Below are 13,566 nucleotides of genomic sequence, written 5' to 3'. Positions count from 1 at the left end.
CCTCGTGCGGTTGCCGTACGTCGCGTACGGGCTGGGAAGCTCGCCCCAAGCCGGCGTCCCGGCCGGCTTAGAAAGCGCTTGTCCGGACATTGGCAGACCGACTCGGAACCCGTCAATCCTTCGCCTGCGCGCCTTCGGTCACGTTTTGGACTCCCTTGACCACCGCGAGCCGGGCCGCGCCCACGACGGTGCCGAGATCCCCGATCTGGCTGCTGACCACCTCGGTGGGCCAGCTCAGCCGGCCCAGCTCGGCCCGCACCCCGGGCAGGAGCTGCGGATCCGCGCCGGTGCTGCCGCCGAGCACGAGCAGCCCCGGATCCAGCACGGCGGTCACGGCGGCGGCCAGCCGGCCCACGTCGGCGGCGTGCCGGGCGACCAGGCCGCGGGCGGGTTCGCGGCCCTCGGCGGCGAGCGCGAAGAGGCGTTCGGGGGTGTGCGGGCAGGGGCCGTCGCCGGCCCGCCAGGCCTCGGCGGCCCGGCGGAGCAGGGCCTGCGAGCCGACGTAGGCCTCCAGGGCCTCCTGGCGGGGCTCGCGGTCGTCGTCCCAGGGGTACGGCAGCCGGGCCAGTTCACCGGCCGCCCCGTTCGCACCGCGCAGCACCTGGCCGCCGATGACGATGCCGAGTCCGACGCCGACGCCGATCCGCAGGTAGCCGAAGGTGCGGCGGCCCCGGGCGGCGCCCTCGTGGAGTTCGGCGAGGGCGGCGCAGTTGACGTTGTTCTCCAGGTGCACGGGGACGCCCGGCGGCAGCGCGACGGAGACCGCGTCGAAGACGGGTCCGGCCTTGGCGGTGGCCGGGCGCATGCCGGTGCCCGTCCGGTCGGGTGCGGTGACGTCACCGACGGCGACCACGATGGCCCTCAGCGGGGCGCCCGCGGGAAGTGCGGCCAGCGCCTCGCGGACCGCGTCGGCGGCCCGGGCCCGCGGGGTGGCCGCCTCGGCGAGCAGGGTGCCGTCCAGGGCGCAGCCGCGCACCCGGGTGCGGGCCGGGCCGAGATCGACGGCGAGGACGGTCCCGGAGGCGGGCCCGAGGCCGTAGACGGCGGCGGAGCGGCCGGTGGCGCCGGTGGAGGTGCCGGAACAGGCGGCCAGTCCGGCGGCCTCCAGTTCCGCGACGGCGGCGGAGACCGTCGGCTTGGACAGGCCCGCGAGGCCGGCGAGCTGCGGCCGGGTGGCGCTGCCGGCCTGGGCCAGCACGGCGAACACGGCACCGGCGCTCTCGGTGAGGCGGGGGGCTTCGGTCAGGACGGGTTCCACAGTTCCCCCATGGGTCAGAGCCGCGCTGCCCGGGTGGCGGGACGCGGCGATGCGATGCCCTCGCGCCACGCGGTCCCGCCCGGCGGCGGTGTCCCGATGATCGACTGCGTGACGACTCTTGACGCACTGTACTTCGTTAGTTAACTTCCTAACGAAGTACACGGTACTCGCCTGCCGTGGTCCGCACGAAGCCCGTCCCGGGGCTTCCCGAATGCCTCGACTCCTGTTCGGTCACGTACGGTTCGCCCACCGTCGCAGCCAGGGCCCCGGTCCTTCGGCGCCCCTCGCCCGGACGACGAAAGAGGATCCGTGCAGGATGCATCTTCTCCCCCGCTGGTGATCGGCATCGACGTGGGCGGCACCAAGACCCATCTCCGCGCCGTCACCGGCGCGCGGACGGTCGCCGATCACGTCCGTCCGAGCGGCGGCTGGCGGCCGCACGATCCGGCCGCCGCCGCCCGCTGGCTGACCACGCTGGTCCACGAGGCCCTGCCGGCCGGCGTCCGCCCCGCCGCGCTCGCCGTCGGCGGGCACGCCTGTGAGACGCCCCGCCAGTGCGCCGGCATCGCCGCCGCCCTGCGCGACGTCCACGGGACGCCGGTCCGGGTGGTGGGCGACGCTGAACTCCTCGTCCCCGCCGCCGGACTGGCCACCGGTGTGGGTCTGGTCGCCGGCACCGGTTCGGTGGCCGTCGGACGGCGGGCCGACGGCGGTCCCGTCCAGGTCGGCGGCTGGGGCGCGGTCCTCGGCGACGAGGGCGGCGCCGCCGGACTGGTCCGCGAGGCCGCCCGTGCCGTCTGGGCCGCGCACGATCGCGGCGAGGCGCCCGACGCCCTCGCGACCGGGCTGACCGCCGCCTTCGGCGTGGCCGAAGTACCCGGCCTCGGAGCCGCGTTGGAGGGTGCATCGGACGTCTCCGCGCAGTGGGGCCGGCACGCGCCGGTGCTCTTCGCGGCGGCCGAGGCGGGCTCGGCTCTCGCCGCGGAGGTGATAGCCGACGGCGGCCGTGCGCTCGCCGCCCTCGTGCTGCGGCTCGCCGCGCGCGGCCTGCCGGTGGACGACGTGGTGGTCGCGGGCGGCACCATCCTCTCCCAGCCGCGCCTGTACGACGCCTTCACCGCCGCGCTCGCCAGGGCCCTGCCGGGCGCCAGGCCCCGCCCGTTGCGGGTTCCGCCGGTCGAGGGAGCGGTGGCGCTGGCACGTGCGCTGCTGTGACGGACGTGAACACGTCCCCGGTCCCCGGACCACGGGCCGTGCGGTGCCGCGAGCGCGCGGTTCCGCCGCCGTTCCAGGGGTGAACCACCGGTCCGTCCTCCGACTCCGGTCCGCCGTGCGGCAGTCGGGGGCATGGCCGCCGCTGCGCGGGCCCGCCCCGCGCCGCGACTCGTCCGACCCCTTCCCGCACGAACGCACCCCGCGCGCACCGGGAGTTCGTGTGCATCCCCTCCGGCCGCCGGGCCGTGGAACTCAAGAGAGGCACACCCATGCCGTCACCTGCCGGGCACCGCACCTCCTCACCGGCCCGCGGACTTCCCGTCGGCCGCCGTGGATTCCTGAAGACCTCGCTAGGCGCGTCCGCCGGTGTGCTGGCGGCCCCGACGTTCGCCGGGTGGCTCGCCGCCGCGGACGCCAAGGCCGCGACCGCCCTCGCGTTCGTCGACGACTACCGGACGAACGTCGCCGCCAACCTGACCGCCGACACCAACGCGGTGGTCCGGATCCTCGGCGGCTTCGCGCGGACATGGCGGACCGGCTCCGCCTGGAACACCGGCACCGTGCTGAGCGCCGACGTCCTGCGCGCCGACATGCGTCACTGCGCCGAGGTCACCCGCGGGCGCACCGACGCCGAGGCGAGGAAGGCCTTCCTCTACGACCGCCGGCACCAGAGCTACGCGATGATCGCGGGCCTCGGCCCGCTGGCCGGCCTCTACGAGGACGGCTCGCTCGCGGTCACCTCGATCACCGAAGCACCCGACGGCACCCCCGCGACCACCGTGAACGACGCCGTCCCGGCCGACGCGCCGGCGGGCTCCGCACTCGGCGCCGGCGCGCACGACTCGGCGCTCGGCAAGGTCGCCGAGCTGGTCGACACCGTGCGCGGTCCCTACGCCTCCGGCAACCCCGCCAAGTACGCCTACCAGTACCCGCGTCCGTGGCGCCTGAACGAGGACAGCGAGGTCGTCGACACCGGCCGGACCGACGCCTACGGCTTCCCGGTCTACGACTCGCAGGTGACGGTCGCCCCGCAACTGCTGCGCCAGCGCGGCACCTCCCCGGCCGACGACGGCGGCTTCCCCTCCGGGCACACCAACGCCTTCCACCTGGCGGGCCTCGCCTACGCCTACGCGGTCCCGGAGCGCTTCCAGGAACTGGTCGCCCGCGCCCTGGAACTGAGCGACACCCGCATCGTCGCCGGCATGCACCACACGGTCGACGTGATCGGCGGCCGCGTCATGGCCACCGCCCTGGCCGCCGCCGCGCTCGCCGACCCGGCCAACGCCGACCTCAAGGCGGCCGCCCGCGCCCAGGCCCTCGCCTACTTCGAGGCCCGGACCGGCGCCACCGCCGACACCCTGTACGCCTACGCCCACGCGGCCGGTCCTGACACCGACCCGTACGCCGACCGCGCGGCCAACGAGCGGGCGGCCAGGCCCCGGCTGACGTACGCCCTGCGGCGGCACGGCGCCGACCGGCCGCTCACCGTGCCCAAGGACGCCGAGGTCCTCCTGGAGACCCGCCAGCCCTACCTCACCGCGGGTCAGCGCCGTGACGTGCTGCGCACCACCGCCCTGCCGGCCGGCTACGTCCTGCTGGACGGCCCCGAGCAGTGGGGCCGCCTCGACCTGTTCGCCGCGGCGGACGGCTACGGCGCCTTCGACACGGACGTCACCGCCACCCTGGACGCGGCGGCCGGCGGCTTCTCGGCGGCCGACACCTGGCGCCACGACATCGACGGCCACGGCGGCCTGACGAAGAGGGGCACCGGCACGCTCACGCTGACCGGCGCCAACCGCTACCGCGGCGCCACCGTGGTGGCCGGCGGCACCCTGGTCGCCGCCTCCGGCCAGGCGCTGGGCCACGGCGACGTCCAGGTCACCGCCGGCACCCTGCGGGTGGCCGGGACCCTGCTCGTGCGCGGGACGTACTCGCAGGGCGCGGGCACCCTCGACGTGACGCTCCGCACCGGCGGCGGGGCGCCGCTGCGGGTCGGGCGCCGGGCGGTGCTGGGCAGCGGCAGCACGCTGTCGCTGACGCTCGGCGGCGAGCACCCGCCGGCCGCGGGCCGTATCCTCGCGGTGCTCGACGCGCCCCGGCTGCGCGGACGGTTCGACCGCGTCGAGCTGAACTCCGACCGGCTGCGGGCCGTACCCGTGTACACGGCAGACGGTCTGTCGGTACGACTCGTGAAGCGGTGACGCGCCCGGTGGCGGGAGCGGTGCGAGAGCAGGGCCCGTGATCCTGCTCCTGGCCGCTCCCGTCACCGCGGGCCCGTGTCCCCGCGGGGCGGATGATGGCAAGCGAACAGCAGTCGGTCCTCGATCCCGGCGACCTCGTCGACCCCCGACCCGCCCCACGGCCGGCCCTCGCGGTCCGGGCGGCCGCCGCGCTGCGCGCCCGACGCCGGTGGCTGGTGCCGGTCCTCGTGGTCGTGCTGCTCGCCCAGATGGCGGCCGCGATGGTGACCTGCGCGCTCCGGCAGACGCCGACCATCGACGAACCGGTCTACGTCGCCACGGCCACCGACTACCTGCACGAGCACCGGCTGCGCTACAACCCCGAACACCCGCCGCTCGGCAAGCTCGTGGTCATGGCCGGGGTCGCGGCCGCCGACCCGCACTACGACCCGTCGTACCGCGGCGACCAGGGCCAGGTGGGCCGGCATCTGCTGTACGCGTCGGGCAACGACCCCTGGCGGCTGATGCTGTGGGCCCGGCTGCCGGTGATCGTGCTGACCCTGCTGTTCGCGCTGGTGGCCCTCGCCTTCGCCCGTGAGGTGCTCGGTACGGCCGCCGGGCTCCTCGCGCTCGCCCTGTACTGCTTCTCCCCCGACCTGATCGCGCACGGCTCGCTGGCCACCCTGGACGTGCCCGCCGCCGGGTTCGTGCTGACGTCGGCCTGGCTGCTGTGGCGGGCGCGGCACCGGCCGCGGCGGTATCTGCCGCTCGCCGGAGCCGCGTTGGGCGCGGCGGTGGCGACGAAGATGAGCGCGCTGCCCGCGCTCGGGCTGCTGCCCCTGCTGGCGGTGGTGTCGGTGTGGGGCGTGCGCCCGGGCCGGCTGCGGCGCGCGCTCACGGCCGCGGCGGTGGTGACGGTGACGGCGGTCGCGGTCGTGTGGCTGTCCTATCTCGCCGTCGACCCCCGGCTGCGGGCGGAGTCCGCGGTGCCGGTCCCGGCGATCCACGGCGCGCGGGGCCTGCTGGTGGACCTGATGCCCTTCCCGCACGCCTACCGGGACGGCATGCGCGTGCAGTTCGGCCTGGAGGACCAGCCCTGGCAGGGCTATCTCTTCGGGCACCTCTACACCGGCTCCCGCTGGTACTACCTGCCCGCCGCACTGCTGGTGAAGACCCCGCTGGGCATGCTAGCGCTGTGGGCGGCCGGCACGGTCGCGGTGGTGTCGGTACGGCGGCTGCGGCCGGCCGTGCCGTACGTGCTGGTGCCGCCCGCCGTGCTGCTGGCCTCGGCGATGACCGGTTCGCGGGACTTCGGGACGCGGTACGCGCTGTTCATGCCGATGTTCCTGGCGGTGGGCGGCGCCGCGGTGGCGGCGGTGCGCCTGCGGTGGTCGCGGCCCCTGGGCGGGGCGCTGCTGCTGTTCGTGGCGGTGAGTTCGCTGCGCACGTTCCCCTTCTATCTCCCCTACTCCAACGAGGCGTTCGGCGGTCCGGCCAAGACGCATCTGCGGCTGCACGACTCCAACGTGGACTGGGGCCAGGACCTCGGCCGGCTCGCCGACCGGCTGCGGGAGCGCTATCCGGGCGAGCGGGTCTGGCTGGTCTACAAGGGCAGCGGCATCCCGTCGTACTACGGAATCCACGCCGCCGATCCCCGCACGGTCCCGCCCGGTGAGGTGCACGGCCTGCTGGTCGTCTCGGACTCGTCGGTGGCCAAGGCATGGGGCCGGCTGGCCGCGCTGATCGCGAGCAGCCGTGCCGTCGACGACGTCGGGCACTCCATCACCGTCTACCGGCGCTGACCGCGGGGAGCGGTCGGGCGGGCGGCACAACCCCTGGTCACCACGGTCCGTGAGCTATGTTGAGTCCTCGTGGGAGACAAAGGAGGCGCTTCGGTGCCATCGCCGCAGCAGGCTCGCGCCCAGGCGTCCGCGATCACCTCGGGCAAGACGGTGCCGGAGGCGGAGGCCGCGCCCACCTCCCAGCTCCGCGAACTCTTCGACGGCCCGCGGCTCTCCCCCGGCCAGCGGCGCATCGCGCAGTACCTGATCGACCACATCACCGAGGCGGCCTTCCTGTCGATCACCGACCTCGCCGAACGGGCCGGGGTCAGCCAGCCGTCGGTGACCCGGTTCGCGGGCGCGGTCGGCTTCAGCGGGTATCCCGCGCTGCGCGAGCGGCTCCAGTCGATCGCGCTGCGCACCCTGGCGGGCGGCACCGGAGCCGCCACCGAGCACCGCAGCAACGAACTCCAGGCGGCCGTGGACGCCGAGATCGAGAACCTGGAGAACCTGCGCCGGGACTTCGCCGACCCGGACCGGGTGATCTGGATCGGCCGCGAGCTGTCCAGGTCCTCCCCGCTGACCGTGCTCGGCCTGCGCATCTCCGTCTCGCTTGCGGAGTACTTCGCCTACGCTGCCCGCCGTATCCATCCCGACGTACGGCTGGTGACCAGGGGCGGCAGCGTGGCCTACGACGCGCTGCTGCAGTCGCGGGAGGCGGGCGGGACCTGGGTGCTGGCCTTCGGGATGCCGCGGCACGCGCAGGAGACGCTGACCGCGATCCAGGTGGCGCGCACCGCGGGTCTGCGGGTCGCGCTGGTGACGGACCAGGCGCTCGGCGCGCTGGCCGACGAGGCCGACGTCACCTTCAGCACCGGCATCGGGTCCCGCCTGGTCTTCGACACCTACGCGGCGCCCGGTCTGCTGGCCGCGGCCCTGCTCCAGGCCATGACCGACGCCGACCCTGAGCGCACCCAGGCCCGCCTGGAGGAGTACGAGCAGGTGGCCGAGCAGCACCAGTTCTTCCTCAAGGACTGAACCCGGCTTCTTCCTCAGGGACTGGCCCCGGCGCACCGGCGCCGCCCTCGCCCCGGCACACGGCAACTCCGTAAGGGGATCATTCACCGCAATTCACGCATGAATGTTTTCATGCGTCTTGCAAACCGGTCGGCATATATAAATACTGCTCACGGACCGTCCCGGCACCCTCCGGGCACGTGCCGCTCCGAGGACGCACCGCTCGCACCCGCCCCGAGAAAGCCGACGGACCGCCCATGCGCACGCAGCACCACTCGCAGTGCCGGCGGCCGACGCCCGGGGTCCCTGCACGGACACCCCTTGCCGCCGTCTCCTACCCGCGTCGGCGCCGGGGATGTTCGAACGGGCATCGCCTGCGCGATTCGCCCGCGGCGGCTCCGGCCATCCCCTAGGCCGGAGCCGCCCAGACATCCGTCGACCACCCTTCCCGGCGCCGCATCACGGAAGAGCGATGATCATGACCCTGACGACGACCACCCGCATCACTCCGGACTGGCCCTGCCAGGTCAAGACGCCGGGCAGTTACGACTGGGAGCGCTCCGCCGCCAGGTGGCTGCGCGAGCTGGTGCCGGCCCGCTACGCCAGCTACCCGGCGCTGATCCGGCACCCCGTCCTGCTCGCGCGGCACGCGCAGATCCAGGTGCAGCACGAGGTCCGGGTGGCCCGCACGGCGCTGCAGACCGCGCGGGCCGAACTGCCCCTGCTCGGGCTGCCGGAGTCGGTCATCGAACACACCATCAAGCTGTACGCGGCGGAGGTGCTGCAGCTCCAGCACATCGCGCGCAGCGTCCGCGTGGTCACCGAGGCGCTGGTCGGGCACAGCACCGGCCGCTGACCGCAACGCCCCGTCCCGTCCCGTCCGGGGGCACACGGTTGCGGCACGGGCGTGATCGCGGGCCCCGTCCTGTGCCATGCTCGATCCGTGACGAGCGAGCACGTCCCGCCGGCCGGCACCGGAGCCGAGCCTGCGGACCTGGCCAAGGTCGTGTCCCGGCAGCGCGCCGAGCTGGACCGGCTGCGCGACCAGGCGGCCGTCTCGGCCGTGGTGGAACGGGCCACCGGCGCCCTGATGGCCGCCTCGGGCTGCTCCCCCGACGCCGCCCACGAGACGCTCGCGGAGCGGGCCAGGACCGGGAACCGCACCCTGCTGGAGGAGTGCTGGCTGACGCTCGGCGCCCTGCCGCCCGCCGTCCCCGCGTCCGACCCGCCCGGCACCGGGCACCCCGCACCCGCGGCACCCCGTACCGCGCCCGCCGCCGGCACCGCGGCGGCCCTCGGCCGGCTGGGCACGGACCTGGTGCGCGTCGGCTCCCCGCAGCAGCTGGCCGGCACCCTGCTCGGCCATCTCGCGCCCGAGGTCGGCGCCGACGCCGTCCTGCTGTACCGGCGGCCGCCCGGCCAGGGCCTCGAACTCATCGGGTACGCCGGTGTCGACGCGACGCTCGCCGCCCAGTGGCAGCGGGTACCGCCGCTGACCGGCTTCGCCCCGCTGGAGAGCCTCCGATCCGGTGAGCCCGTCTGGCTGGAGCACTTCGCCGAGGACCTGCGGGAGTACCGGCTCATCGACGAGCCGCCCGGCCGCTGGCTGTCCCGGGCCTGGCTGCCGGTCACGACCGGGGACACGACGGGTGTGACCCTCGGGGTGCTGCGCCGGCACGGCGCGGCCTTCGGTGCCGGGGAACGCGACCTGCTGAAGGCCGCCGCCCGGCTGTGCGCGGGCCGCCTCGCCGCGCTCGGCACCCCCGCCGAACCGCCGACTCCGGACCTCTCCCGGACCGTGCAGACGGTGCTGGACGCGCTGCCCGGTGCGACGGTGCTGCTGACCCCGCTGCGCACCGCCCTCGGGAACGTCGAGGACTACCGGATCGAGGCGGCCACCCCGGACGCCGTCGACATCCTCGGCCGGACCGGCCGCGAGCTGGTCGGCGCGCACATCCTGGAGAGCTATCCCTCCGTGGCCGGGGAGGCGCTGTGGCAGGGGTACCTCACGGCCCTGGACGGCGAACCGTACGAGGGCGAGCCCTTCGTCCACGAGGAGGTCGTCGACGGGACGACAGTGCGGGCCGCCTACTCGGTGCGGGCCGCGCGGTTGGGCGACGGGCTGCTGGTGACCTGGCTCCGGCACGACCTGGAGGGACGCCAGGAACAGCGCCTGGCGGACATGCAGCGGCTGGGCAACCTCGGCTGGGCGAACTGGAACCTGGTCACCCGTCAGGTCACCTGGTCCTCCCAGGTGTACACGATCCTGGGCCGCGACCCGGGGCGCGGCGCGGTCGCGCTGGACCTGCTGCCGGACCTGGTGCTGCCCGAGGACGCCCGCGCGCTCGCCCGCTCGGTCGCCGAACTCGCCCGCAACGGAGGGTCGTTCGACGTCCCGTTCCGGATCAGGACCGGCAACTCGATACGGCATCTGCGGGCCGTCGCCGAGGGAGTGAGCGCCGAGGACGGCATGGTCGTCGAGGTGCACGGCTTCGTCCAGGACCTCACCGCGCAGCGCAGCGCCGAACTCGCCCTGGTCGACAGCGAACAGGCCATCGTCACGCAGCGCGGTGTCCTGGACGCCGAACGCGCGCTGGCCACCAGGCTCCAGCACGCCCTGCTCCCGCTGCCCAGCGGGCCGGTGCGGTTGTGCGGGCTGCGCGTCGAGGTCGCCTACCTGCCCGCGCAGGCCGGGGTGCATGTCGGCGGCGACTGGTTCAGCGCCATCGAACTGCCCGACGATTCGGCGCTGTTCGTCGTCGGTGACGTGGCCGGTCACGGGGTCGACGCGGTCGCGACGATGGCCCAGCTCCGGTTCAGCGCCAAGGGCATGGTGATGACCGGCTCCTCGCTGACCGGCGCGCTCTCCCGGCTGAACTTCCTGCTCCTGCACTCGCGTGACAGCCAGTCCACCGCGACCCTCGTGCTGGCCCGCTACCAGCCCGCCGAGCGGCGGCTCGTGTGGGCGCAGGCGGGCCACCTGCCGCCGCTGCTGGTGCGCGCCGGCGAGGTCCGGCGGCTGGACCGGCCCGAGGGCATGCTGCTGGGGGCCACGGCCGACCCGGTGTACGGGTCGGCCGAGGTCCTGCTGGAGCCCGGCGACCGGCTCCTGCTGTACACCGACGGCCTGGTGGAGCGGCTCGGGGAGGACGTCGAGACGGGTCTGGCACGGCTGGCCCGGGCCGTCCGCACCCCCGAGCCCGGCTCCCTGGACGCGCTGCTCGCCGCAATGCTGGAGGGCGAGTGGCGCGACGACGTGTGCGTGCTGGACATCCGGGTGCCGCTTTCGGAGGAGGAATAGCGGACGGGGACGGGCGCCGCATGCAGCGGCCCGCCCTCAGCCGTCCGCCGCCGGGCCGGTGCGCGACTCCAGGGCGCGGCGGGTGTCGTCGCCGTAGACGCCGCGCTCGTCACCGCTGATGCCGTACCAGATCTGGAAGCGCTCCACGGCCGCCGTCAGGGCGGCGTCGTAGGTGCCGCCGGTGGAGCCGTCGCGGTAGACGTCCGGGATGCGCAGCAGCCGCTGCTCCAGGTCGACGACCTCGGGACCGCTGTCGCCCGCGCGCAGGGTGCCGGCGCCGTCCGGGTCCGCCGAGGTGTCCGCGGCGGGCGGGGCGGAGGCGGCCGGTGCCGTGGTGGCCGGGGGTGCGGACCGGTCGGCCGCGGCGGCGCCCTCGCGGCCGGGCAGCAGGAGCGCGCAGCCGAAGCCGACCAGGGCTGCCGCGCCGACGGCCACCACGGCGGCGGCCCGGCGCAGTCCGGGGCCGGAGCCGGGGGCGCGGCCGGAGCGGCCGGTGCGCGGGCCGTCCGGTACCGGCGGCAGTTCCTCGGTGTCGTCCTCGGTCCCGGCGGCGGACCGGCGCTCCCTCTCGAAGGCGTCGAAGGCCTCGGGGCCCGGCTGTCCGCCGGTGCGCGGGCCGGCCCCGTCCGTCCGTCCGCCGGCCTCGGCCTCCTCCCGGATCTCGCGCATCAGCTCCGCGAGGGCGTCGAGGCGGCGTGGACGCAGGACCCGGACCGGTTCCAGGACCGGCCCGCGGTGCGGTTGCTCAGGGTCGGGCGGTGTCGACACACTGCTCTCCTTCCGCGTCCCGTGCGCCCGGGACGTCCGCGATCCCCGGGAACAGATACGGCGGGACCGCTCCCCCGGTTCATCCGCGGCGGGACACGACAGCGGAGTGCACTCAGTTCCCCACCAGGTGTGCACTGAGTGCCATGAGGCTGGTGAAGTGCTACGTTCGCGTCCATGAGCTCCAGCAGCACGGCGCCGCCCGTGAAGCCGCCCATGCGGGACGCCCTGGTGACGGCGGCCTTCAGGCTCTTCCTGGAGCGCGGCTACGAGCAGACGACCGTCGACGACATCGTCGCCCTGGCCGGGGTGGGACGGCGCTCGTTCTTCCGCTACTTCCCGTCCAAGGAGGACGTGGTCTTCCCCGACCACGAGGGCTGCCTGGCCGACATGACCGCCTTCCTGGCCGCCAGCGGCCCGGAGTGCGAGCCGGTGGCGCGGGTGTGCGACGCGGCGCGGCTGGTGCTGCGGATGTACGCGGAGAACCCCACCTTCTCGGTGCAGCGCTACCGGCTGACCAAGCGGGTGCCGGGGCTGCGCGCGTACGAACTGTCGGTGGTGTGGCGCTACGAGCGCGCGCTGGCCCAGTACCTGCGGGACCGGTACGCCGGCCGCCCGGAGGGGACGCTGCGGGCGGACGTGGTCGCCGCCGCCGTGGTCGCGGCGCACAACAACGCGCTGCGCTCCTGGCTGCGTTCGGACGGCGAGGGCGACGCGGCGGTGACCGTCGACCACGCCCTCGGCTACGTGCGGGCCGCGTTCGGCGGCCCGGCGGCCGGACCGGCGGCCGACGGCGCCCCGGCCGCGCTGTTCGGCGGGCCGGTGGAGCATCCGGACGACGTGGTCGTGCTGGTCTCCCGGCGGGACGCCCCGCTGTGGCGGGTCGTGCAGGAGATCGAGACCGCGTTCGGCCGCGCCTGACGGCCCCGGACGGCCCTCGGCGGCTCCGGCACCCGGTGGTCCTCGCGGAATCCCCGCATTTTCGGGGTACGCAGTGCCTTTACGGCTGACACTGAGTGCCATACGCTGACGGCGTGCACGGTGGCACGGCGAACCGGGCACACGCGTGCGCGGTCCGGTCCGTGCATGCGCGATTCGGGTTTCCGGGCGAGCGCAGGGAGTTGACCAGCGTGTACCACCACTCGGCGAGCGCCGCGCAGTCGGCGGTCGGATTCGCGACGAGCGTTCTCGACCCCGTGCCCGCCGGCCTCGGTCGTACGGACCGTCCCAAGGACGCCATCGTCTTCCAGCGCTGCACCTGGTGCGCGACGGCCATGTACCACCGGCTGCTGTGTCCGGTCTGCCAGGGCAGCGACCTGCGCACGGAGCACAGCGAGGGCACCGGAACGGTCCGCCACTCCACGGTGGTGCACCGCAACACGCCCGCCGCGCGCAACGTGTCCCTGATCGAGATGGCCGAGGGGTTCGTGGTGCGGGGCCGGGTGATGGGTCCGCCGATCGGCATCCACAGCGGCGACCGGGTCAAGCTGTCCACGGCCAAGGACCCGGTGCGGGGCGAGCCGGTCTTCCAGCTGCTCGACGAGCCCTACCGGGCGTGGAGCTGACGGCCCGGCACCCGGCGACGCGAGAGCCGGACCGGGGCGAGGAGGGCACCATGAACGAGGAACCCGAGCAGGTGCGGGCGGCGATCGCGGGCGAGCTGCGGCTCATGGATCCCGAGGTGCGCGCCTCACGGGAACGCGCCGCCGAACTGCTCGACGCGGAGTTCGTCGAGGTGGGCGCGCACGGCCGCCGGTACACCTACGAGCAGGCGCTCGGCGGACTCCCGGACCGGCCCGGGGCGGTGCGGAACGGCCCGCGCTACGAGCCGTACGGCATGACCGGGGTCGTCCTCGCCCCCGGGCTGGTGCAGTTGACCTTCGAGGCCCGCCTCGGCGACCGCCGCTCCCGGCACAGCTCGCTGTGGCGCAGGCGCGACGAGGAGAGCGGCTGGCGGATGTACTACCACCAGGCCACCCTCGTCCCGCCGGACGATCCGGCCTTCCACTGAACGACCCGACGCGCAGGGCCCATTGACGTGGTGCCGCG

At 75.0% G+C, this 13,566-nt stretch carries 11 protein-coding genes; 9 read left to right on the top strand and 2 right to left on the bottom strand.

All coding sequences use genetic code 11. From position 1 onward, the window contains the following. Positions 1-112: 112 nt before the first annotated feature. Entirely contained in the window at positions 113-1,246 is a 1,134-nt protein-coding gene (locus tag ACIQOE_RS34230; RefSeq protein ID WP_401415855.1) for an ROK family protein, read from the bottom strand. A 321-nt stretch (positions 1,247-1,567) separates the two neighbouring features. Here ACIQOE_RS34230 and ACIQOE_RS34225 point away from each other — a divergent pair, with 321 nt between their 5' ends. The 6 genes from ACIQOE_RS34225 to ACIQOE_RS34200 all read left to right on the top strand — a co-directional run bounded on the left by ACIQOE_RS34225 (position 1,568) and on the right by ACIQOE_RS34200 (position 10,752). Next, on the top strand, positions 1,568-2,473 hold the full coding sequence (locus ACIQOE_RS34225) for an N-acetylglucosamine kinase (RefSeq protein ID WP_401415615.1): 906 nt from the start codon (positions 1,568-1,570) through the stop codon (positions 2,471-2,473). A 269-nt stretch (positions 2,474-2,742) separates the two neighbouring features. Further along, positions 2,743-4,674 (top strand): phosphatase PAP2 family protein, encoded by a 1,932-nt coding sequence (locus tag ACIQOE_RS34220; RefSeq protein WP_401415613.1) that lies wholly within the window; start codon positions 2,743-2,745, stop codon positions 4,672-4,674. Between the two features lie 92 nt (positions 4,675-4,766). Continuing rightward, the gene (locus ACIQOE_RS34215) at positions 4,767-6,455 is read left to right on the top strand and encodes a phospholipid carrier-dependent glycosyltransferase (RefSeq protein WP_401415611.1); all 1,689 of its coding nucleotides are present in this window, start codon (positions 4,767-4,769) and stop codon (positions 6,453-6,455) included. 93 nt (positions 6,456-6,548) lie between these two features. Next, positions 6,549-7,472, top strand: coding sequence for a MurR/RpiR family transcriptional regulator (locus ACIQOE_RS34210; RefSeq protein WP_351323884.1), 924 nt, complete (start codon positions 6,549-6,551; stop codon positions 7,470-7,472). 451 nt (positions 7,473-7,923) lie between these two features. Next, entirely contained in the window at positions 7,924-8,307 is a 384-nt protein-coding gene (locus tag ACIQOE_RS34205) for a hypothetical protein (protein ID WP_351323885.1), read from the top strand. 87 nt (positions 8,308-8,394) lie between these two features. Beyond that, on the top strand, positions 8,395-10,752 hold the full coding sequence (locus tag ACIQOE_RS34200) for a SpoIIE family protein phosphatase (RefSeq protein WP_401415608.1): 2,358 nt from the start codon (positions 8,395-8,397) through the stop codon (positions 10,750-10,752). Positions 10,753-10,788: 36 nt separating this feature from the next. Here ACIQOE_RS34200 and ACIQOE_RS34195 read toward each other — a convergent pair whose 3' ends face one another. Next, positions 10,789-11,520 carry a peptidoglycan-binding protein gene (locus ACIQOE_RS34195; RefSeq protein WP_401415606.1) on the bottom strand — a complete coding sequence of 244 codons (732 nt, stop codon included), beginning with the start codon at positions 11,518-11,520 and terminating at the stop codon, positions 10,789-10,791. Between the two features lie 174 nt (positions 11,521-11,694). Here ACIQOE_RS34195 and ACIQOE_RS34190 point away from each other — a divergent pair, with 174 nt between their 5' ends. From ACIQOE_RS34190 to ACIQOE_RS34180, 3 genes are all read left to right on the top strand, one after another. After that, positions 11,695-12,438, top strand: a complete 744-nt coding sequence (locus ACIQOE_RS34190; RefSeq protein WP_365558712.1) for a TetR family transcriptional regulator — start codon at positions 11,695-11,697, stop codon at positions 12,436-12,438. Positions 12,439-12,647: 209 nt separating this feature from the next. After that, positions 12,648-13,082: a zinc ribbon domain-containing protein gene (locus ACIQOE_RS34185; protein ID WP_351323894.1), complete on the top strand. Its 435-nt coding sequence runs from the start codon at positions 12,648-12,650 to the stop codon at positions 13,080-13,082. 50 nt (positions 13,083-13,132) lie between these two features. Then, the gene (locus tag ACIQOE_RS34180; protein WP_365558718.1) at positions 13,133-13,528 is read left to right on the top strand and encodes a DUF4440 domain-containing protein; all 396 of its coding nucleotides are present in this window, start codon (positions 13,133-13,135) and stop codon (positions 13,526-13,528) included. The last annotated feature ends 38 nt before the right edge of the window (positions 13,529-13,566 follow it).

Source organism: Streptomyces sp. NPDC091282 (assembly GCF_044757385.1).
Classification (GTDB): Bacteria; Actinomycetota; Actinomycetes; order Streptomycetales; family Streptomycetaceae; genus Streptomyces; species Streptomyces gramineus.
Note: the sequence above shows the minus strand (reverse complement) of the source record. Positions and strands in the feature narration are given on the sequence as shown.

Bases quoted from the DNA above. Each gene is read 5' to 3' on its own strand.
- ACIQOE_RS34220 (WP_401415613.1), top strand. From the start codon at position 2,743: ATGCCGTCACCTGCCGGGCACCGCACCTCCTCACCGGCCCGCGGACTT.
- ACIQOE_RS34215 (WP_401415611.1), top strand. From the start codon at position 4,767: ATGATGGCAAGCGAACAGCAGTCGGTCCTCGATCCCGGCGACCTCGTC.
- ACIQOE_RS34205 (WP_351323885.1), top strand. From the start codon at position 7,924: ATGATCATGACCCTGACGACGACCACCCGCATCACTCCGGACTGGCCC.
- ACIQOE_RS34190 (WP_365558712.1), top strand. From the start codon at position 11,695: ATGAGCTCCAGCAGCACGGCGCCGCCCGTGAAGCCGCCCATGCGGGAC.
- ACIQOE_RS34180 (WP_365558718.1), top strand. From the start codon at position 13,133: ATGAACGAGGAACCCGAGCAGGTGCGGGCGGCGATCGCGGGCGAGCTG.